This window comes from Bradyrhizobium sp. T-1 (assembly GCF_053592855.1).
This window is the reverse complement of record NZ_CM132115.1, coordinates 2,028,093-2,046,959: the sequence shown is the minus strand read 5'-3', so window position 1 is coordinate 2,046,959 and position 18,867 is coordinate 2,028,093. Positions and strand designations below refer to the sequence as shown.

Annotated in this window: 20 protein-coding genes; 11 read left to right on the top strand and 9 right to left on the bottom strand. The window is 64.6% G+C overall.

Annotated features, from left to right (window positions below):
• Positions 1–104: 104 nt before the first annotated feature.
• From ACWAT4_RS09910 to ACWAT4_RS09885, 6 genes are all read right to left on the bottom strand, one after another.
• Entirely contained in the window at positions 105–794 is a 690-nt protein-coding gene (locus ACWAT4_RS09910) for a response regulator (RefSeq protein ID WP_212299077.1), read from the bottom strand.
• Positions 791–3,514 carry a DUF4118 domain-containing protein gene (locus ACWAT4_RS09905; protein ID WP_449730441.1) on the bottom strand — a complete coding sequence of 908 codons (2,724 nt, stop codon included), beginning with the start codon at positions 3,512–3,514 and terminating at the stop codon, positions 791–793. The genes ACWAT4_RS09910 and ACWAT4_RS09905 overlap by 4 nt, the downstream gene beginning before the upstream one ends.
• Before the next feature lie 40 nt (positions 3,515–3,554).
• The gene (locus ACWAT4_RS09900) at positions 3,555–4,160 is read right to left on the bottom strand and encodes a K(+)-transporting ATPase subunit C (protein WP_449730440.1); all 606 of its coding nucleotides are present in this window, start codon (positions 4,158–4,160) and stop codon (positions 3,555–3,557) included.
• Between the two features lie 185 nt (positions 4,161–4,345).
• Complete coding sequence (gene kdpB, locus ACWAT4_RS09895) at positions 4,346–6,460, bottom strand: potassium-transporting ATPase subunit KdpB (RefSeq protein WP_449730439.1); 2,115 nt, start codon at positions 6,458–6,460, stop codon at positions 4,346–4,348.
• Positions 6,461–6,478: 18 nt separating this feature from the next.
• Positions 6,479–8,182: a potassium-transporting ATPase subunit KdpA gene (kdpA, locus tag ACWAT4_RS09890; protein ID WP_449730438.1), complete on the bottom strand. Its 1,704-nt coding sequence runs from the start codon at positions 8,180–8,182 to the stop codon at positions 6,479–6,481.
• Positions 8,183–8,294: 112 nt separating this feature from the next.
• Positions 8,295–8,384, bottom strand: a complete 90-nt coding sequence (locus ACWAT4_RS09885; protein ID WP_035698142.1) for a K(+)-transporting ATPase subunit F — start codon at positions 8,382–8,384, stop codon at positions 8,295–8,297.
• A gap of 613 nt (positions 8,385–8,997) precedes the next feature.
• Here ACWAT4_RS09885 and ACWAT4_RS09880 point away from each other — a divergent pair.
• The 8 genes from ACWAT4_RS09880 (at position 8,998) to ACWAT4_RS09845 (ending at position 12,420) form a co-directional block, all read left to right on the top strand.
• Positions 8,998–9,459, top strand: a complete 462-nt coding sequence (locus ACWAT4_RS09880; protein WP_212446662.1) for a hypothetical protein — start codon at positions 8,998–9,000, stop codon at positions 9,457–9,459.
• Positions 9,460–9,479: 20 nt separating this feature from the next.
• Complete coding sequence (locus tag ACWAT4_RS09875) at positions 9,480–9,758, top strand: hypothetical protein (protein WP_212446661.1); 279 nt, start codon at positions 9,480–9,482, stop codon at positions 9,756–9,758.
• Between the two features lie 133 nt (positions 9,759–9,891).
• On the top strand, positions 9,892–10,146 hold the full coding sequence (locus ACWAT4_RS09870) for a hypothetical protein (RefSeq protein ID WP_212446660.1): 255 nt from the start codon (positions 9,892–9,894) through the stop codon (positions 10,144–10,146).
• Positions 10,147–10,172: 26 nt separating this feature from the next.
• Positions 10,173–11,090: a 4-hydroxy-tetrahydrodipicolinate synthase gene (gene dapA / locus ACWAT4_RS09865; protein WP_212446659.1), complete on the top strand. Its 918-nt coding sequence runs from the start codon at positions 10,173–10,175 to the stop codon at positions 11,088–11,090.
• 18 nt (positions 11,091–11,108) lie between these two features.
• Positions 11,109–11,498 (top strand): hypothetical protein, encoded by a 390-nt coding sequence (locus ACWAT4_RS09860; protein ID WP_212446658.1) that lies wholly within the window; start codon positions 11,109–11,111, stop codon positions 11,496–11,498.
• A gap of 109 nt (positions 11,499–11,607) precedes the next feature.
• Positions 11,608–11,799 carry a hypothetical protein gene (locus ACWAT4_RS09855; RefSeq protein WP_212446657.1) on the top strand — a complete coding sequence of 64 codons (192 nt, stop codon included), beginning with the start codon at positions 11,608–11,610 and terminating at the stop codon, positions 11,797–11,799.
• Positions 11,800–11,816: 17 nt separating this feature from the next.
• On the top strand, positions 11,817–12,191 hold the full coding sequence (locus ACWAT4_RS09850; protein ID WP_212446656.1) for a hypothetical protein: 375 nt from the start codon (positions 11,817–11,819) through the stop codon (positions 12,189–12,191).
• A gap of 100 nt (positions 12,192–12,291) precedes the next feature.
• Positions 12,292–12,420, top strand: a complete 129-nt coding sequence (locus ACWAT4_RS09845) for a hypothetical protein (protein WP_283841649.1) — start codon at positions 12,292–12,294, stop codon at positions 12,418–12,420.
• Positions 12,421–12,425: 5 nt separating this feature from the next.
• On the opposite strand, the gene ACWAT4_RS09840 is transcribed toward ACWAT4_RS09845, so the two are convergent.
• Positions 12,426–13,007, bottom strand: a complete 582-nt coding sequence (locus ACWAT4_RS09840) for a TetR/AcrR family transcriptional regulator (protein ID WP_212446655.1) — start codon at positions 13,005–13,007, stop codon at positions 12,426–12,428.
• Positions 13,008–13,093: 86 nt separating this feature from the next.
• On the opposite strand from ACWAT4_RS09840, the gene ACWAT4_RS09835 reads away from it, so the two are divergent.
• The 3 genes from ACWAT4_RS09835 (at position 13,094) to ACWAT4_RS09825 (ending at position 16,145) form a co-directional block, all read left to right on the top strand.
• Positions 13,094–13,834, top strand: coding sequence for a crotonase/enoyl-CoA hydratase family protein (locus ACWAT4_RS09835; RefSeq protein WP_212446654.1), 741 nt, complete (start codon positions 13,094–13,096; stop codon positions 13,832–13,834).
• A 73-nt stretch (positions 13,835–13,907) separates the two neighbouring features.
• Entirely contained in the window at positions 13,908–14,543 is a 636-nt protein-coding gene (upp, locus tag ACWAT4_RS09830) for a uracil phosphoribosyltransferase (protein WP_212299087.1), read from the top strand.
• A 33-nt stretch (positions 14,544–14,576) separates the two neighbouring features.
• Positions 14,577–16,145, top strand: coding sequence for an AMP-binding protein (locus tag ACWAT4_RS09825; protein ID WP_212446653.1), 1,569 nt, complete (start codon positions 14,577–14,579; stop codon positions 16,143–16,145).
• A 7-nt stretch (positions 16,146–16,152) separates the two neighbouring features.
• Here the strand turns inward: ACWAT4_RS09825 and ACWAT4_RS09820 are convergent, their stop codons facing one another.
• The gene (locus tag ACWAT4_RS09820) at positions 16,153–17,064 is read right to left on the bottom strand and encodes a flagellin (protein ID WP_212446652.1); all 912 of its coding nucleotides are present in this window, start codon (positions 17,062–17,064) and stop codon (positions 16,153–16,155) included.
• Positions 17,065–17,082: 18 nt separating this feature from the next.
• Positions 17,083–18,858: a flagellar hook-associated protein FlgK gene (flgK, locus tag ACWAT4_RS09815; protein WP_212446651.1), complete on the bottom strand. Its 1,776-nt coding sequence runs from the start codon at positions 18,856–18,858 to the stop codon at positions 17,083–17,085.
• Positions 18,859–18,867 lie beyond the last annotated feature (9 nt).

Below are 18,867 nucleotides of genomic sequence, written 5' to 3'. Positions count from 1 at the left end.
ATTCCGGGGCGCCTCGAAGAGGCGAACCCGGAATCTCGAGGTTCTCAGGTGCGCAATTGCGCACCATAGTTCGATACTTCGCTCGCCCCGGAACGACGACCAACTCAATCCCCCGCCTTCAATCGATACCCGATTCCCGTCTCGGTCAGCACATATTGCGGGCGCTCCGGATCGGCCTCGATCTTCTGGCGGAGCTGGCGGACGTAGACGCGCAAGTATTGCGCATCAGTCAGCTCGTCCCAGAGCTCCTTGAGCAGGAAGCGATGGGTCAACACCTTGCCCGCATGCTGGACCAGCACGCGCAGCAGGTCGTATTCCTTGGGCGACAGCTTTATCTCGCGCTCGCCGAGCTTGACGATGCGCCGCACGAGATCGACCGAGAGATCGCCGGTGCGAAAAATCGGGCGCTCGCCCTGCACCTGGAGCTGGTGGCGTAGCGCGGTGCGCAGGCGTGCCAAGAGCTCGTCCATGCCGAACGGCTTGGTCAGATAATCATCTGCGCCGAGATCCAGCGCCTGCACCTTGCCGGCCTCGTCGCCGCGGCTCGACAGCACGACGATCGGCACCGCCTCATTGCGGGCGCGGATGGTGCGCAGCAGCTCATGGCCCTGGATATCGGGCAAGCCGAGATCGAGAATGATCAAGGCCGGCCCCTCTGTGAGCTTCTCCAAGGCGATCTTGCCGTTCGACGCCTCCAGGATTTCGTAGCCCTGTGTTGAGAGTCCCATCCGCAACAATTTGCGGATCGGCGGCTCGTCGTCGATCACCAGAACCTTGATCGCAGCTGCACTCATGCGGCGGTATCCAATGCGTGGGTCTGTGCCGGAACGGGCAGACGAATGGTGAGGATCGCCCCGCTCCGGTCGCTGCGGTTGGCGGCCGTGATCGTACCGCGCATCGCCTCGACGAAGCCGCGCGAGATGGCAAGCCCGAGCCCGGTGCCCGGACGGACATGGTCGCCCTTCTGCACGCGGTAGAACTTGTCGAACACGCTCTCGAGCTCGTCCGGCGGAATGCCGGCCCCCTCGTCGGCAACCTCCAGCACCACCTGATCACGCTCGCGCCGGCTCCTGATCGCGATCGCGGTGTCGGGCGGCGAGTATTTCGCGGCGTTATCGAGCAAATTGAACAGTACCTGCTCGAACAGCACGGCATCGAGCTCGAGCATGGGTAGATCTGCGGCCAGCACCAGCTCTACCTTATGGGCCGCGAGGATCTTGGAAGCCCGCCGCAGCGCGCTGCCGACGATCTCGCCGAGATCGTGCAGCGCCGTGTTGGGCACGATCGCGCCGGATTCGAGCTTGGTCATGTCGAGCAGATTGGCAATGAAGCGGTTGAGCCGCTCGGATTCATCGATCACGGTCGCCAGCAGATCGCGCTTCTCGGTGTCGGACAGCGCGCCGGCGAGATCGCGCATGGTCGAGGCTGCGCCCAGCACCGAGGCGAGCGGCGTCTTCAGATCGTGCGAGATCGAGGTCAGAAGCGCCGAACGCAACCGTTCGGACTCGACCGTACGCTTGACCCGGTCCATGTCCTCGACCAGCAGCACGCGCTCGATTGCGAGCGCGCCCTGATCCACCAGCGCGTCCAGCAGCCGGCGCTGGTCCGGTGTCAGCAGCGGGCCGGTGCGATCGTTGTCGATGCCGATGACGCCGATCGGACCACGCCCGGTGCGCATCGGCAGGAACAGCCGCTTTGCGCCCGGCAGCGTATCTGCACCGCGTCCGGCCGAGCGATCATTGCTCCAGGCCCAGTTTGCGGCGGCAAGGTCGGCCTGGTCGAGCTGGTCCTCCGGCGGATAGCCGGACTTCACCGTCAGTAGCCCGTCCTCCGGCAGCAGCAGCACCACGCGGACCTTCAGCATCAGCGCGATCTGATAGGCCGACGCCCATAGCACGTCGTCAAGCGTGGCGGTGCCGGCGAGCTTGCGGCTGAAGGCATAGAGCTGCTCGGTGGTCCTGATGCGGCCAATCGCGGTGTCCGCTTGCGTGCGCACGCGCGCGGCGACGTTCGACACCAGGATCGCGATCAGCATGAAGAAGAAGAACGCCGCGACGTTGGTCGGATCAGTGATGGTGAAGGTGTAGACCGGCGGCAAGAAGAAGAAATTATAGGCGAGCGAGGCTGCGAAGCTCGCGAGCAGCGACGGCCACAATCCGTAGCGCACCGCAACGCCGACCACGGCGGTCAGCAGCACGAGATCCACGTTCTCGATACCGAACCGCGGCTGGAGCAACTCGGCGGCGCCGAGGCCGACCAGCACGATGCCGAGCGACTTCAGGTAAGGCAGCGGATCGAACGGCTCGGACCGCGCGGCGGTCTGCACCGCCGTCTTCGGTGCCGTCTCGTCCGGTTGCTCGTCGCCGGGAATGACGTGAACGCTGATATTGCCGGCGCGGCGCACCAGATCATGCACGACGGAGCCACGCGTCATCTCGAACCAGCGCGAGCGCGTCGACTTGCCGATCACGATCTGCGTGACGTTGTTGCCTTGCGCAAAGCTGATGACGTCGTCGGCAATACGGCGGCCGACGGCAGGAATCGTCAGCGCCTCGCCGCCGAGCGATTCAGCCAGCCGTAGCGTATCGGCCAGCCGGTCGCGCTCCTCATCGGAAAGCTGAAGCGAGCGCCGCGTCTCGATCGAGATCGCGGTGAACGGCGCGTGCAGCCGGTCGGCCAGCCGCTTAGTGTAGCGCACGAGCCCGGCGGCGCGCGGATCCTCACTGACACAGACGAGGATGCGCTCGCCCGCGGCCCAGGGACCCGCGATGGCGTTCGCCTGCATGTGATTGAGCAACTGCTCGTCAACCCGTTCAGCCGTGCGCCGCAGGGCGAGCTCGCGCAGCGCGGTCAGATTTCCGGGCGAGAAATAGTGCTCCAGCGCGCGCTCGGCCTGCTTGGGGACGTAGACCTTGCCCTCACGCAGGCGCTGAATGAGATCGTCGGGCGTGAGATCAATCAGCTCGATCGCATCGGCGCGATCGAAGATCGAATCTGGAACGGTCTCACGCACCCGGACGTGGGTGATCTGGGCGACGACGTCGTTCAGGCTTTCAATATGCTGGATGTTGACGGCGGTGTAGACGTCGATGCCGTGGGACAACAGCTCCTCGACGTCGAGATACCGTTTGGGATGCCGGCTCCCGGCCGCGTTGGTATGGGCGAGCTCGTCGACCAATGCGATCTTCGGCCGTCGTGCGATCACGGCATCGAGGTCCATTTCCTCGACGATCTGGCCACGATAATCGAGCCGCTTGCGCGGGACGACCTCCAGCCCCCGCACCAGCGCTTCGGTCTCGGCACGGCCATGGGTCTCGACGAAACCGACCACGACATCGATGCCGGCCTTGCGTCTGGCATGGGCGCTTTGCAGCATCTCGTAGGTCTTGCCGACGCCGGGGGCGGCGCCAACGAAAATCTTCAGCTTGCCGCTCGCGCTCTCCTCCCGGCGCGCGGCTTCCAGCAGCGCCTCGGGAGACGGTCGTTGTTCGGGATCGCGGCGCTGTTGAACCATCAGCCCAATATAATCATCCTGATATTCTCAGCCTAGAGCGCTACTTCGCGGCGGCACGATCCAGTGCGAGGTTCAGCGCAAGAACGTTAACCCTCGGTTCGCCCAGCAGGCCGAGCGGCCGGCCCTGGGTGTTCGAGGCAACGAGCTGATTGAGCTGGTCCTCCGACATATTCCGCGCCTTGGCCACGCGAGGCACCTGAAATTGCGCCGCTTCCGGCGAAATGTCGGGGTCGAGACCGCTGGCCGAGGTGGTGACCAGATCGACGGGCACCGCGGCGTTCGAATTCTCGGCTTTCAGCTTGTCCACATCCTCCTTCAGCCGGTCGGCCAGCGCCTTGCTGGTCGGGCCGAGGTTGGAGCCGCCCGAATTGACGGCGTTGTAGGGCGCCGCGACCGTCTTGGTCGAATCATTCGGGTCCGGCGCCAGCGTCGCCGAGGGGCGGCTGTGAAAATATTTGCTGTCCTTGAACTCCTGCCCGATCAGGGTGGAGCCGACCACCTTGCCGTCCTTCTCGATCAGGCTGCCTCGCGCCTGTGCGGGAAACATCGCGCCGGCGATGCCGGTCATGGCGAGCGGATAGGCGAGGCCCGTGATGGCGGTGAGCACCAGCAAGAGGACGATGGCAGGGCGGATTTCTCTGAGCATGTTGGGTCTTCTCCTATTATTTCATCACGGCGAGCGAAGCTTCTCTCCCGTCGTTCAGGGGTGATGCGAAGCATCGAACTGGTGCGCAATTGCGCACCTGAGAACCTCGAGATTCCGGGTTCGCCTCTCCGAGGCGCCCCGGAATGTGGAGGCTTGATTTTCCGCTCGTCACTCGCATCGATATTTCAAGCCAGGTGCAAGGCAACAACGACGAGGTCGATCGCCTTGATGCCGATGAAGGGAATGACGATGCCGCCGAGGCCGTAGATCAGCAGGTTGCGCCGAAGCAGCGCGCCGGCACCAACCGCGCGATAAGCGACACCCTTCAATGCGAGCGGAATCAATCCGACGATGATCAGCGCGTTGAAGATGATCGCCGACAGGATGGCGCTCTGCGGGCTCGACAGGTTCATGACGTTGAGCACGTTGAGCTGCGGGTAGAACGCCAGAAACATCGCCGGGATGATCGCAAAGTACTTTGCGACGTCGTTGGCGATCGAGAACGTCGTCAGCGCACCGCGCGTCATCAACAGCTGCTTGCCGATCTCGACCACTTCGATCAGCTTGGTCGGGTTGGAGTCGAGGTCGACCATGTTGCCGGCCTCGCGCGCGGCCTGGGTGCCGGTGTTCATGGCGACGCCGACATCGGCCTGCGCGAGCGCGGGCGCGTCGTTGGTGCCGTCGCCGCACATCGCCACCAGCTTGCCCTTGGCCTGCTCGTCGCGGATCAGCTTGAGCTTGTCCTCAGGCGTTGCCTGGGCCAGGAAATCGTCGACACCCGCTTCTGCGGCGATCGCGGCCGCCGTCATCGGGTTGTCGCCGGTGATCATGACGGTACGGATGCCCATGCGACGCAACTCGGCAAAACGCTCGCGGATGCCGCCCTTGACGATATCCTTGAGCTGAATGACGCCGAGCAGCCTGCCATCCTTGGCCACGGCCAGCGGCGTGCCGCCGGCTTTCGAGATGTCGTCCGCGATGGTCTGGATCTCGCGGCCAATCTCCGAAAGCGCTGCAGGCTGGATGGCCCGCGCGGTATTGCCCGAGGCCACGGCCATCGGCGCGCCGCCGCCGACATAGTTGAGCATGGCATCGACCGCGCCTTTGCGCACCGAGGATCCGCCGGCGTCGACGCCGCTCATGCGGGTCTGCGCCGTGAACGGAATGAAGGTGGCCCCTAGCTCGGCCATGTCGCGGCCGCGGATGCCGTACTTTTCCTTGGCAAGCACGACGATGGAACGACCTTCCGGTGTCTCGTCGGCGAGCGAGGCCAGCTGGGCGGCGTCCGCCAGCTCCTGCTCGGTCACGCCGCGCACCGGGCGGAATGCCGTCGCCTGGCGGTTACCGAGCGTGATGGTGCCGGTCTTGTCCAGCAGCAGCGTGTCGACGTCGCCGGCTGCCTCGACCGCGCGGCCGGACATCGCCAGCACGTTGAAGCGCACCAGGCGATCCATGCCGGCGATGCCGATCGCCGACAGCAAAGCGCCGATGGTGGTCGGGATCAGCGTCACGAACAGCGCGACCAGAACGATCACCGAGATCGAACCACCGGCATAGGCCGCGTAGCTCGGAATGGTGACGGTGGCGAACACGAAGATGATGGTGAGACCGGCGAGCAGGATATTGAGCGCGATCTCGTTCGGCGTCTTTGCGCGCTCGGCCCCCTCGACCAGCTTGATCATGCGATCGATGAAGGTCGAGCCTTGGGCCGCCGTGATGCGGACGCGGATCCAGTCGGACAACACTTGGGTGCCGCCGGTCACCGCCGAGCGGTCGCCACCGGACTCGCGAATGACCGGCGCGGATTCGCCGGTGATGGCGGCCTCGTTGACCGACGCCACGCCCTCGATCACCTCGCCGTCGGATGGGATGGTGTCGCCCGCCTCGACCAGCACGATGTCGCCGACCTTCAGGCTGGTGCCCGGCACTAGCTTGAAATCCTGACCCGCGCCGGTCAGGAGCTTGGCCTGGCTCTCGGTACGGGTCTTGCGCAGCGAATCCGCCTGCGCCTTGCCGCGGCCCTCGGCCACCGCTTCGGCAAAATTGGCGAACAACACCGTGAACCAGAGCCAGACGATGATCTGGAAGGTGAAGCCGAGATTCGTTCCGCCCGTGACGAGATCGCGCAGGAAGATCACGGTGGTGAGCGCGGCGACGATCTCGACCACGAACATCACGGGATTCTTCACCATCAGCCGTGGGTCGAGCTTGGCGATGGAGGCGCGGATCGCAGGCATCACGATTTTGGGATCGAGCATCGCCGAGACGGACGCGCGCTTTTGCAGTTTTGTCGTATCCATGGAGGTCGCTCCAGACAATCAGAAGAGGTTGCCGGCGTTCATCGCAAGATGCTCGACGATCGGGCCGAGCGCGAGTGCCGGGAAGAAGGTCAGGCCACCCATGATCAGGATGACGCCGACGACGAGGCCAACGAACAGACCTCCTGTGGTCGGAAACGTACCCATGGAGGGCGGGATGGATTTCTTCTCCGCGAGCGACCCCGCGATTGCCATGGCCGGGATGATCATGAAGAAGCGGCCGACGAACATCGCGCTTGCCAGCGTGAGGTTGTAGAAGAAGGTATTGCCGGTGAGGCCCGCGAAGGCCGAGCCGTTGTTGCCGGTGCCCGAGGTATAGGCGTAGAGCACTTCGGTGAAGCCGTGCGGGCCGGCATTCGCCATGGAGGCGACCGCCGCGGGATAGACCACGCCGACGGCGGTCCAGCCCAGAATCATCAGCGGCAGCACCAGGATGGCCAGCATCGCCATCTTGACCTCGCGCGCCTCGATCTTCTTACCGACATATTCGGGCGTGCGGCCGACCATCAGCCCGGCGACGAAGATCGCGAGGATGACGAACAGCAGCATGCCGTACATGCCGGCGCCGACGCCGCCAACGATGATTTCGCCGAGCTCGATGTTGATCAGCGGGATCATGCCGCCGAGTGCGGTGAAGCTGTCATGCATGGCATTGACCGCGCCGCAAGAGGCGGCCGTGGTGACCACGGCGAACAGCGAGGAGGCAACGATGCCGAAGCGGACCTCCTTGCCCTCCATGTTGCCGCCGTTGAGACCGAGCGCCTGCAGCATCGTGGTGCCATTGGCTTCGGCCCAATAGGTCACAGTGACGCCGGCGACGAACAGCACGCCCATCACGGCCAGGATCGCCCAGCCTTGGCGCTGGTTGCCGACCATGCGGCCGAACACGTTGGTCAGCGCCGCGCCCAGCACGAAGATCGACAGCATCTGCACGAAGTTCGACAGCGCGGTCGGATTCTCGAAGGGGTGCGCGGCGTTGGCATTGAAGAAGCCGCCGCCATTGGTGCCAAGCATTTTGATCGCAACCTGCGAAGCCACCGGACCGACGGCAATGGTCTGCTTAGCGCCTTCGAGAGTCGTCGCCTCGACATAGTCGCCGAGCGTCTGCGGCATGCCCTGCCAGACCAGGAACAGCGTATAGACGATGCAGATCGGCAGCAGCACGTAGAGCGTACAACGGGTCACGTCGACCCAGAAATTGCCGACGGTGCGCACCGAGGCGCGCGAGAAGCCGCGGATCAGCGCAACTGCGAGCGCAATGCCGGTGGCGGCCGAAAGGAAGTTCTGGTGCGTCAGGCCCACCATCTGGACCAGATAGGAGATCGTGCTCTCACCGCCGTAGTTTTGCCAGTTGGTATTGGTGATGAAGGAGATCGCGGTGTTGAAGGACAGATCCTCGGCAACCGCCCCCTGCCCGGCCGGATTGAAGGGCAGCACGGCCTGCAGGCGCATCACGCCGTAGATGATGAGAAAGCCACCGACGTGGAACAGCAGCATGGCGACCGTGTAGGTCAGCCAATGCTGCTCGCGCTTCTCGTCGACGCCGGATACCCAGTAGATGCCGGCCTCGATCGGACGCAGCACCGGCGAGAGAAACGTCCGCTCGCCGTTGAACACGCGCGTCATGTACCAGCCGAGCGGCTTGGTCAGCGCGACAATGATGACGCAGAAGAGAACGATCTGGAGCCAACCGATCACAGTCATGGCATTAACCCTTCAGGCTTGGTGTCCGGCGCAACAGCGGCAGCAACACCGCAAGCAGGCAGCCGACGAGCGCGACGTCGGCCAGCAGCAATTCGACGAGCAGCAGCACGGCTCAAAACCGTTCCGGCCGCAGCAGCGCATAGGTGAGGTAGATCAGGAGGCCGAACGAGACGGCACCGGCGAGCGCATAATCGAAGATCATGATCCGCTCCGTCACAGCCGTTCGCAGGCGTAGGTGTAACCGATCGCAAGGGCGAAGAAGCCGAAGCCCAGCACCAGCATCAGAATGTCCATCATGGGGATGCTCCTCGTTGCGTCCCTATGTCGGGAGCAACACTCTCTCGGGGACCCGGCGAAGCTCGTGGAGAGATGCGCAACGCATTCTCATGGCTCCAAGCGGGCCTTTTGACCGTGCTGAAGTGCCACCACGCCCATAGGTTTTCGAGACGAGGGCTATGGCGAAGTTATAGGAATCTCATAAAGGACGGACGGATAGGGCAATGCCCGCGAGACACCTCCACTGTCGTCCCGGACAGGCGAAGCGCAGATCCGGGACCCATAGCCACAGGGAGATATTTGGCGAAGACTCGTGGTGAGAATTTCGCTCCACAACATCTCCCTGGGGTTATGGATCCCCCGCGTTCGCGGGGATGACAGCGGAGGGCGCTGGCAACGCATCGCGTCCATACGCGGGGCGTGCCAGCTTTTATGAGATTCCTATATCTCCCATCTCCTTTCCATCTCGTTTTCAAATGGCGTTCCCGCCACCCTGAAGAGGCCGGCCGACTGACCGACGCCCATTCCAGGAGGCTGACATGACCGCCCTGCATTACGATCCCTCCTCGCTTGCCGGCCGCCTGCGCCATGCGCAGACAATGACCCGGCCATTGATGCTCGAGATCATCGACAAGGCCTGCCGCCGCTTTCCTTCGCTCGGGCAGTCCGAACGCACCGCTCGCGTCATGCGCCTGATCGACGCGGAGGCCTGGGCCGATGCTGCGCTGGTGCTGATGGAGCTCGAACTGCCGCTGTGGCACGTCCGCCGCATCGCCTACGACGAAGGCGAGTGGCATTGCGCACTGTCGCGCGAACGCGAGCTGCCGGATTGGCTCGACGCGTCAACGGAAGGATGCCACGGCGACCTCGCGATCGCGCTGCTGTCGGCTTTCGTGGAGGTGCAGGCGCGGGCCGCGGAAGCCTCGCGACCGAGCGTCCCTTCCGTTCGCCCCGCCCCCGACCCGTTCTACGAACCAGTCGGCTGCGAGAATTTCAGCTGAGCCACCGGTCAGGGCATGCCTTGCCGCAATCTTCGGACATATCGCGGGCCCTGAACCCGACGCGGGTGATAGCGCGCTTTGCCGTGCGCGTGGCGCTTCTGGCCGCCTTTGCGGCGTTCGGCAGCATCGGATTCGGACGAAGCCTCAAAGCGCTACTGTGGATGTCGATCATTCTGTGCGCTGGTGTTGCCCTTCTCAGACGCGAGGCGCCGTTCGGTCCCGTTCTCAATCATTGGGATGAATGCGTCGCGTTTGGCGCACTTTTTGCCCTGGTTCATATCGTCAATGAGCTGACCTGAACGCCCGCCTTTATGACGCGCCTATGAGATCACCGCGCAGCCTCACTCGAAATCATATCTGCTTGCTCCGATATTGATCGGACGGTTGCGGGACATGCGCCCGCGACCTCGTTCAATCGGAAGGAATACGTCCGTGAAACTCGTCGAACCTCCCTCGTGCAGCTCGCCGTCGACCATCGTCTTCATTGGCCGGAACCAAAGGGGCCAATGGATCGCGCAAGAGCAGAACGGCCTCTATGGCGGCCTATTCGTCAGCCGCGCTCAAGCCGTCAAATACGCGCTGTTCGAGAACGGATACCATCCCGAGACCATCGTCGAGCTGCCGCGCGAGATCGAGCTCGACATGGGTAAGAACCCCAACACTATCGTCTCGCAGCGCGCCGCCTGAGCGGGCGCCATTTCCGCGGGAAAGCCATGTTCATTCCTCCCTCTGCCTGGTTTACCGGTTTCATTCCGGATCTACCGACGCCGTTCGATGCGGCTGACGCTGTCGATTTCAAGGCGTTCGCGGCACTCTGCGAGCGCCAGGTCGCGGCCGGCGTTCCCGCGATCGTGGTCTGCGAGACAGCCGGCGAGGCACCGACGCTTTCGCCGGCCGAGCAGGAGTTCGCCATCCGCACCGCAGTTGACGTCGCCCACGGCCGCGTGCGGGTTATCGCCGGCGCGATGTCGAATGCAACCAGCGGCGCGGTCGAGCTCGCGCGGCGTGCGGAGGCGGCCGGCGCCGATGCCATCATGTCGGTGGTGCCCGCCTACAACAAGCCGATGCAGGAGGGGATGCTCGCGCATTTCCGCGCGGTTGCCGGCGCGACCCGACTGCCGGTGATCCTGCACGACGTTCCCTCCCGCACGATGCGCCCACTCGCCGACGAAACCCTTTTGCGCCTCGTTGAGTCGCGCCAGTTCGTCGGCCTGCGCGATGGCGGCGGCGACACAACCCGCCCGATGCGGCTGAGCCGACTACTTCCGGCGGGCTTTCGCCTGCTGTCCGGCGAGGATACGACCACCTTCAGCTATATCGCCGCCGGCGGCGACGGAGCGATTTCGGAGGTCTCCAACATCGCCCCTGATCTTGGCCGCACGATCTTCTCGCAGGTCAGGCAGGGCCGCCTGCAAACAGCGCGCTATCTGCACAAGCGACTGATTCCGCTCACCACCTGCTTCGCGAAAGACAGCCCGGCCGCACTCAAATACGCCCTGAGCGTGCTTGGCCTGATGTCGGCCGCTACACGGCTGCCGATCGTGCCGCTGGACGCCGTCGCACAGAGAGCGGTTGTGCGGGCATTTGCTGCGATCGCCGACGAGGAGCTGATCGACAGCGTCGGGGCTTGACGCTTCGCAGGGCATTTCATGCTGCAATCAGTCCAAGGACCTCACAAGCTGCTCCGCGCCTGGCAGCTGGCGCTGCTGCGCCTCGCCGTGACCCGGGATGAATCCGACAGGCTCAACGTTGCGGCGCTGGCGACCGAGCTCGATCGTCTCGGCGGTGACACCGGGGATTCCCTCCACTTCTTCCGACGAACCAGCTCCCGGCTCTGCGCGGCACTTACCGGGCGGCGGCAGGACGCGGAGGCGACGCTGGAATGCTTCTGCAGGCAAATCGAGGAACCTCGACTGCGGCTCGCCTTTGCCGCAGCGATCGGCATGACGCATTCCGATCCTGCACCGGCTCGGGTCGGGCCGAAGCGGAACGCCGATCTCTTCAAAGGGCTGCCGGTGCGACGATCAGCATCCTTATGACAATCCTATACGGCGGCCGTGGTGCTCATCTCGCAATCCTACGTCGCGACGGACATCATACGAAGCAGGTTGGAGCGGCCGTCTCACCGCGCCAGGGAAGGATTTCCAGATGTCGATTTTGTCCCATGGCTTGGACCGCTCGTGCGACGGAGCCGAACAGCCTGCGCGGCTGTCAGCCGCACGCAAGGCCCAGCTCAGGCGTATCGCGGCGCGCGCGCTGACAGTACTCCCGATGGGCAGCGTACTCACCGGGCTCATCGCGCTGAAGACTGTCATCTATGTCTGGCATCTGCGCGCCTAAAGGCAGCGGAGACCACCATGACCCTGCAAATGTGTGAGGAGGCCGCCATGGCCGCGATTGCTCTTCAGGCCACTCATCACCCGCCGCGGCGGCAGCCTGTGGCGGAGCTCGAGCCGCTCGATCCCGACGTGATCAGCGCCGCCATTCCTGCCTTCTTCATCGGCCGCAACGGAGCAGGCCTCTGGGTCGCGCGCGAGGCACGCGGCCGCACCGGCGGCTTGTTCCTGTTCAAGAGCTCGGCCGTCGACTTCGCCAACCGCCAGAGCACGCCGTTACGGTGTGCGCTGGTGTTTCCCGCCGAGACCTTCGAGCTCGACACCGAAAACCGTGGCAATCCGCTGATCGTGCTGGCCCAGCAAGCCAGACGGCTCCTGGCACGCCTCGCGAGGTAACGCGACATGATCGAATTCAAGATCGCCCTGCTGCTCGCGCTGATGGGCGCATTGCTGCTCGGCATGCGCCTCACCGCGGCGCCCGCCTCGGACAATTAGCATGCCGTTGCTTAGGGGAGATCTCGAACACGCGGTCACCACGACCATCCTGATCATGACGTTGAGCCTGGTCTGGGGTGCGGTCCTGACCATCGTGATCACGCTCGCAGCGCGCGGGCTCGGCGTCTAGATCCCTTACCTCGCCTCTTCAGCTTCGATCAGCCGGGCCAACTCCGCCGCGGTCATCTCGATCGGCCGGCCGCTGCGCTCGACACGGGCCTGCACCAGCGCGCCCTGAAGCGCCGAGGTGCAGAGCACGGCAAGTGTCTCCGCCCGTGGCCTGGCAAAGCCATCTGCAATCAGCTTGTCGCGAAGCAGCGCAATGCGTGCCGCATAAGCCTTGCGCCCGGCTTCCGCCACGGCGCGCTCGCGCGGCGCAAGCTCGAGCAGCACGGTCGTGATCGGGCAGCCGTTGCGAAAGCCGGAGCCCTGCATCCACCCCGCCAGCAATCTTGCGTGCGCCCGGAGCAGCTCAGCCGTCGAGCCACACTCGTCCGCGAGCTTGGCGATGGTCGCCGCCACGCGGCGGCCCGCCTCCTCGACCGCAGCCACGGCAATCGAGGATTTACCATCCGGAAAGTAGTGATAGAGCGAGCCCTTCGGTGCGCCGCTGACGTCGACGATATCGTTGAGGCCGGTGCGGGCAAATCCCTGGCGGCGGAATAGCGTCACCGCGGCGTCGATGATGGGCTGGCGGTGTCTTGGCACGGCCGGCATGGGCTCTCCTCCGGGGTAAGAATTATATTGATTGGTCTACATCAGCTCCCGACAGTCAAGCCCGTGGCAACGACAGGGAGATCAAGATGCCCATGGGCGTGAATTACGAACTGAAGGATGGCGTGGCGCGGATCGTGCTCGACGACGGCAAGGTGAATGTGATGTCGACGGCGATGCTGGACGAGATTGGAGCCGCCTTCGACCGTGCCGAGAAGGAAGCCGAAATCGTGGTGCTGTGCTCAGCGCGGCCGGGCATCTTCTCCGCCGGTTTCGACCTGAAGGTGTTCGCCGCGGGCGATGCCGCAAAGAGCCTGGACATGGTCCGGGCCGGCGCCGAGCTGGCGCTGCGGCTGATGTCGTTTCCGCATCCCATCATCGGCGTGATGGAAGGCCACGCCTTTCCGATGGGGACCTTTCTGCTGCTCGCCTGCGACGTCAGGCTGGGCGCGCGCGGGCCGCACCGGATGGGGCTGAACGAGGTTGCGATCGGAATCGCGCCACCGAGTTTCGCCATCGAGCTCGCACGCAGCCGCCTGCATCCGGCCTGGCTCAGCCGCACCGCAGCGCTGGGCGAGATGTACGAGCCCGACGAGGCGCTGACGGCCGGCTTTCTCGATCGCGTGGTTGCGCCGGAGGCGATCGATCGCACACTCGAGGAGACCATCGCCGCGCTGCGCGCCATTCACAAGCCGTCGCACGCGACCGCCAAGAGGCGGTTGCGTCAGCCGGCCATGGACGCCATCCGCGTGGCGATCGACCGCGAATTGACCATGGCTGCCTACGAGGCGAGCAACCGGGCACGAACGGCGGTTGCAATGCCGGGATAGGGCCCCCGCTCTCTGTGCGGAAAACGCCCGGCCGATCTGGCGCAGTTTCTCGGAACCGTGTTAGATCGGTTGTATGAGCACAAGCAGCGTGAATGTCGTCGCCCACCCCCTGGTCCAGCACAAGCTTTCCCTGATGCGGGAGAAGGACCGCTCGACCAAGAGCTTTCGCGAGATCCTGAACGAGATCGGGATGCTGCTCGGCTACGAGGTGACGCGCGACCTGCCGCTGGAGCTGGTCGAGATCGAGACACCGATCTCGCCGATGCAGGCGCCGAAGATCGCCGGCAAGAAGCTCACGCTGGCGCCGATCCTGCGCGCCGGCGTCGGCTTCCTCGACGGCATGCTGGCACTGATGCCCTCGGCCCGTATCGCCCATATCGGGCTCTACCGCGACCCCGAGACATTGCAGGCCGTGGAATACTACTTCAAGGCGCCGCAAGACCTGTCCGACCGCACCGTCATCCTGATGGACCCGATGCTGGCGACCGGCAATTCGGCCTGCGCCGGAGCGTCGCTGCTCAAGGACCGCGGCGCCCGCGACATCCGCTTCGTCTGTCTTCTGGCCGCGCCGGAGGGCATCGCCCAATTCCAGAGCGAACATCCCGACGTGCCGATCTGGACCGCCGCAATCGACGAGTGCCTGAACGATCACGGCTACATTGTGCCGGGTCTCGGCGATGCCGGCGACCGGATGTTCGGCACCAAGTAGACAGGTTTGCGCGATCGGGCTACTCCGGTTGTCATGGACGCCGACGATGTTTCACTGCAATCGTTGACCGGGACGGAGATCTCCGCCGATCCCGCCTTTGTGTTCGACGGCGTGCCCGTCTCGCGCGCGGAGTTTGTTGGGAAGGTCGAGCAGACCACGGCCTGGCTTGCCGCGCAGGATATCGGCAAGGGCGACGTTGTCGCGGTCTGGCTGGTCAATCGGATCGAATGGATCGCGCTCCTGTTTGCGGCGGCCCGGCTAGGTGCGATCGTTGCCGCCGTCAACACGCGCTATCGCAGCGCGGAAGTCGCGCACCTCCTGAGACTGTCCGGCGCGAAGCTGCTCGTGGTCGAGGCGGCGTTCCGCTCGATCGATTTCGCCGCCATTCTTGCTGACATCGCCAGGGACGAGGTGCCCGCGCTGAAGAAGCTCGCGGTGGTCGGCGCCGGTGCGATCCCGGCGCAATGGCCCTGCATACGCTTCGATGCGTTCGACAAGCCCTACCCGCCGGCTCCTTCTCAGGACGATATCGATCTGCCGCTGCTGCTCTACACCACGTCGGGCACGACCAACGGTCCGAAGCTGGTCGCGCATTCGCAGCGAACGCTGGCAACCCATGCCAACGCCGTTGCCAAGGCGCTCCGGCTTTCTCCACAGCGTCACGCGCTGCTGGCAATGCTGCCGTTCTGCGGCACCTTCGGCATGACGAGCCTGCTCGGCTTCATCGCCGCCGGCGCGGCCGTTCATGTGCTCGACGCCTTCGAGGCGGCGCCGGCCCTGAAGATCCTCAGCGCGCACAAGATCACGCACGCCTTCGGCTCCGACGAGATGTTCCGCCGCATCCTCGCGCTGACCGACGCGCCGCGGCCCTTTCCGCATCTCGAAATCTGCGGCTTCGCCGCATTCCAGCCCGGCTGGCGCGGACTGGCTGCGGAGGCCGAGGCGCGCGGCCTGCCGCTGTTCGGCCTCTACGGCTCGAGCGAGGTGCAGGCGCTGTTCTCGATCGCCCGCGCCAGCGACGCCTTTGCCGATCGCATCGAGGGCGGCGGCTGGCCGATGTCTCCCGAAGCGAAGGTCCGCGTGCGCGACACCGAGACCGGGGAACTTGCGGCGCAAGGCACCTCCGGCGAGATCGAGATCAGCGCGCCGTCGCGCTTCCTCGGCTATTTCAATAATGCCGATGCGACGCGCGCTGCGATCACCGCGGACGGCTTCTTTCGCACCGGCGATATCGGCAGGCTGCGCGGCGGCGCCTTCGTCTATGAAACCCGCGCCGGCGACGCCATGCGGCTCGGTGGCTTCCTGGTCGCGCCCGGGGAGATCGAGGACGAACTCAAGGCTTGTGCCGGCGTCGCCGATGCCCAGGTCGTCGCGGTCGATCTGAAGGGCCAGGCGCGCTGCGTCGCCTTTGTCATTCCGGCCGGGACTCCGCCGCGACAGGAGGTGCTGACGGCGCGCCTGCGCGAGCGGCTAGCCAGCTACAAGGTTCCCGCGAGGATCTATGCCGTGGACGCCTTCCCTGTCACCGACAGCGCCAATGGCGTCAAGATCCAGCGCGCAAAGCTCCGCGCCATGGCGATGGAGCGGATCGCGGCCGATTAGGCCTCGGCTATTTCAGGTAGCTCGCGAGATTTATGCTGAGAATCTTTGACATCGCCGAATAGGAGGCCGTGAGCTGTGCCTGGTAGGTCGAGAGCTGCGCGGTGATGGCGGCGACATCGACGCCGGTGAGATCGTTCGACAGGCTCTCGGCGTAGCTCTTGTAGTCGGTCTGGCGTGCACTTGCCGCCTCGATCGAAGACGCGGAACCTGAGAGTTTTGCCTGCACCGCCGCGGTATCATCGAGTGCCGTGCCGGCGAGATCGAGCGCGCTGGAAATGTCCGAGGAAGACAGCGAGGTGCTGTTGGCCACGAACTTCAGCACGCGCATCACTTCCTCGAACGCCGAATTATCCGCCGTGACGCCGTACGAAACGGTATTGTCGGTGGCGACACGCACCGACGCAATCTCGTCATCGCCCTGGTAGTAGCTGGCATCCGCCGTGGTGGTCGAACCCGTGCCCGACGAAAAGCTGGTGAGGTCCACCGGCGCCGTGTCGGTCTTGCCGCCGGCAAAGACATACTGGCCGTCATATTGCGTGTTCATCAGCGAGCCCATTTCCTGGAGCATCTGCTGGGCTGAAGAGATCACCGAGGTTGTCTCGGTCGAGCTTCCGGTCGAGGCGGCGCTAAGCTGGGAGCGAAGCTGCGTGATGATGTCCGTCATCGACCCGACGGCCGAATACATCACCTGCACCTTGCTGTCGGCGAGCGTGGCCGCATCGATATAGGACTGCGCGCGCATCACCGACACCTGGAGATTGACGACATGCTGCGCATTCGAGCCGTAGCCGCCGAAATCGGTCGAGACCACGCCGGAGGATTCCTGGACCTGCTCGTTGGCCATCACCGACTCCACGCGCATCGCATCGGCGATCATCTTGCTCGACTGGGCGAACGTGGCGATCCGCATCGCGACCATGGTTGTGCTCCCCGCGCCCTACGACGACTGCACGGCGGAGATGAGCGCCGAGTACATCGCGTTGATCGCCGAGATCAGCGCCGAGGCCGCCGAATACTGGTTCTGAAGCGTGCTCAGATTGGCTGATTCCTCGTCGAGGTTGACGCCCGACTGCGACGACAGCGAGCTCGCATAGGTCGATTGCGCCGTCTCCTTGGCGGTGTAGTTGGTGGACGCCTGCGAGGATTTGCTCGCGACGTCGGCCACGATGGTCGAAGCATAGTCGGCAAAGGAACCGGTGGTGGCGGCGAGCCCTCCGGTGGACGAGAACGTCCGGGAGGCCGTCAATGCGCTATAGAACGCATTGACCGTGGTCGCCGATCCCGATGTCAGCACACTGCTGCCGACCGTAAGGCTCGACGAGGAATCCAGCGTGGCAAGCTGGAGTTCGTTGGTGCCTGACAGGATGCCGCTGTTGACCGCGATATCCGACGCGCTCGTTCCGGTCACGAGGTCGTTGAGGCCGAAATAGTCCGAAAATCCCTCGCTCGAGCTGCCGACCGAGCTCGTCATCTCGTTGATGGCGACACCGTTGCCCGAGCCGGTCGCCGTAATCGAGAGATGGCCGTCCGCATCGACCGATGCCGACATCCCTGAAATGCCGTTGATGGCGGTGACGAGATCCCCGACCGTGGAGTAGGACGACAGGTCGAGATCGCTGTAGGAAACCAGATTTCCGCTCTGGTCGGTGACAGCAAGGCGTACCGTGCCGGTGGCGGACAGCGCCGTGCCGCTGGTCACGCTGGTCGTGCCGGTCAGAGTGGTCGGCGCCGGCACCGAAGAGGCGCTGTTCGAGACGGTATTGACCGCGGAGGCGAGCTGGGTTGCGAGCTGGTCGAGTTGGGACTGTGCCGCAGGCAAGGTCTTGTCGCGGAGCGTGATCAGCGCGCCAATGCTGCCGCCGGTGATCTGGGAGGTGATATCGACGCCGTTCACCGTGATCGCGCTGAAGCCGCTCGATGAGGACCCCGCCGTGTAGGTCGTCGACGACGACACATTCGCTGCGGCGGTATAGCTGATCTTGTGGGCGGAAGAGTCGACCAGCGCCTGCCCGGTCGTCGTATAGACCTGGAGATCACCGTTCGACGCCGTGTAGTAGCTGACGTTCATCTTGGAGGCGACGTCCTGGAGCGCGGTATTGCGCTGGTCCTCCAGGTCGGCGGTCGACTGGCCGGTAGCCGCCGTCTGCTTGATCTCGGCGTTCAGGTCCACGATGTTCTGCAGGTCCGTGTTGACGTCGTCGATCGCCGACGAGATGTCCTGGTCGGCATTGGCGCGAAGCTTCTGGATGCCGCTCGAGGTCTCGCGCAACTGACTCGTGACGTCGTCGAGCGCGCTGACGACGTTGGACTGCAGCGAAGCGCTGCTCGGCGTGCTCGCCAGCGACGACAGCGCCGATTCCAGCGAGGCGATGCTGTTGGCCAGCGAGGTCCCGGTCGACGAGCTGTCGGTGCTGCTGGTCGAGCCGTAGAGCTTCTCCAGCGAGGTCAGATAGCTATTGGTCGTGTCGGCCGAACCGAGATCGGAGTCCGCGCTGACCAGCGACTTCAACAGCAGCTTGTCGACCGTCGAGGTGATGCCCGTCACCGTGACGGCGGTGCCGACGCCGTTGGTGACGCTGCTCGACTGGTTCGCGGTCTTCTTCGTATAGCCCGTCGTGTCGGCGTTCGAAATGTTCGACGACGTCACGCTGATCTGCACCGACGTGGATGACAGGCCGCTGAAGGCGATCGATCGCGCGATATCGAGCGACACGGCGGGCTC

Coding starts and splice junctions, on each gene's coding strand:
- ACWAT4_RS09850 (WP_212446656.1), top strand. CDS start 11,817: ATGACCCTGCAAATGTGTGAGGAGGCCGCCATGGCCGCGATTGCTCTT.
- ACWAT4_RS09820 (WP_212446652.1), bottom strand. CDS start 17,064: ATGGTCGCGATGCGGATCGCCACGTTCGCCCAGTCGAGCAAGATGATC.
- ACWAT4_RS09825 (WP_212446653.1), top strand. CDS start 14,577: ATGGACGCCGACGATGTTTCACTGCAATCGTTGACCGGGACGGAGATC.
- ACWAT4_RS09860 (WP_212446658.1), top strand. CDS start 11,109: ATGCTGCAATCAGTCCAAGGACCTCACAAGCTGCTCCGCGCCTGGCAG.
- dapA (WP_212446659.1), top strand. CDS start 10,173: ATGTTCATTCCTCCCTCTGCCTGGTTTACCGGTTTCATTCCGGATCTA.
- ACWAT4_RS09910 (WP_212299077.1), bottom strand. CDS start 794: ATGAGTGCAGCTGCGATCAAGGTTCTGGTGATCGACGACGAGCCGCCG.
- ACWAT4_RS09900 (WP_449730440.1), bottom strand. CDS start 4,160: ATGCTCAGAGAAATCCGCCCTGCCATCGTCCTCTTGCTGGTGCTCACC.
- ACWAT4_RS09905 (WP_449730441.1), bottom strand. CDS start 3,514: ATGGTTCAACAGCGCCGCGATCCCGAACAACGACCGTCTCCCGAGGCG.
- kdpA (WP_449730438.1), bottom strand. CDS start 8,182: ATGACTGTGATCGGTTGGCTCCAGATCGTTCTCTTCTGCGTCATCATT.
- ACWAT4_RS09835 (WP_212446654.1), top strand. CDS start 13,094: ATGCCCATGGGCGTGAATTACGAACTGAAGGATGGCGTGGCGCGGATC.
- kdpB (WP_449730439.1), bottom strand. CDS start 6,460: ATGGATACGACAAAACTGCAAAAGCGCGCGTCCGTCTCGGCGATGCTC.
- ACWAT4_RS09855 (WP_212446657.1), top strand. CDS start 11,608: ATGTCGATTTTGTCCCATGGCTTGGACCGCTCGTGCGACGGAGCCGAA.
- upp (WP_212299087.1), top strand. CDS start 13,908: ATGAGCACAAGCAGCGTGAATGTCGTCGCCCACCCCCTGGTCCAGCAC.
- ACWAT4_RS09880 (WP_212446662.1), top strand. CDS start 8,998: ATGACCGCCCTGCATTACGATCCCTCCTCGCTTGCCGGCCGCCTGCGC.
- ACWAT4_RS09885 (WP_035698142.1), bottom strand. CDS start 8,384: ATGATCTTCGATTATGCGCTCGCCGGTGCCGTCTCGTTCGGCCTCCTG.
- ACWAT4_RS09840 (WP_212446655.1), bottom strand. CDS start 13,007: ATGCCGGCCGTGCCAAGACACCGCCAGCCCATCATCGACGCCGCGGTG.
- ACWAT4_RS09845 (WP_283841649.1), top strand. CDS start 12,292: ATGCCGTTGCTTAGGGGAGATCTCGAACACGCGGTCACCACGACCATC.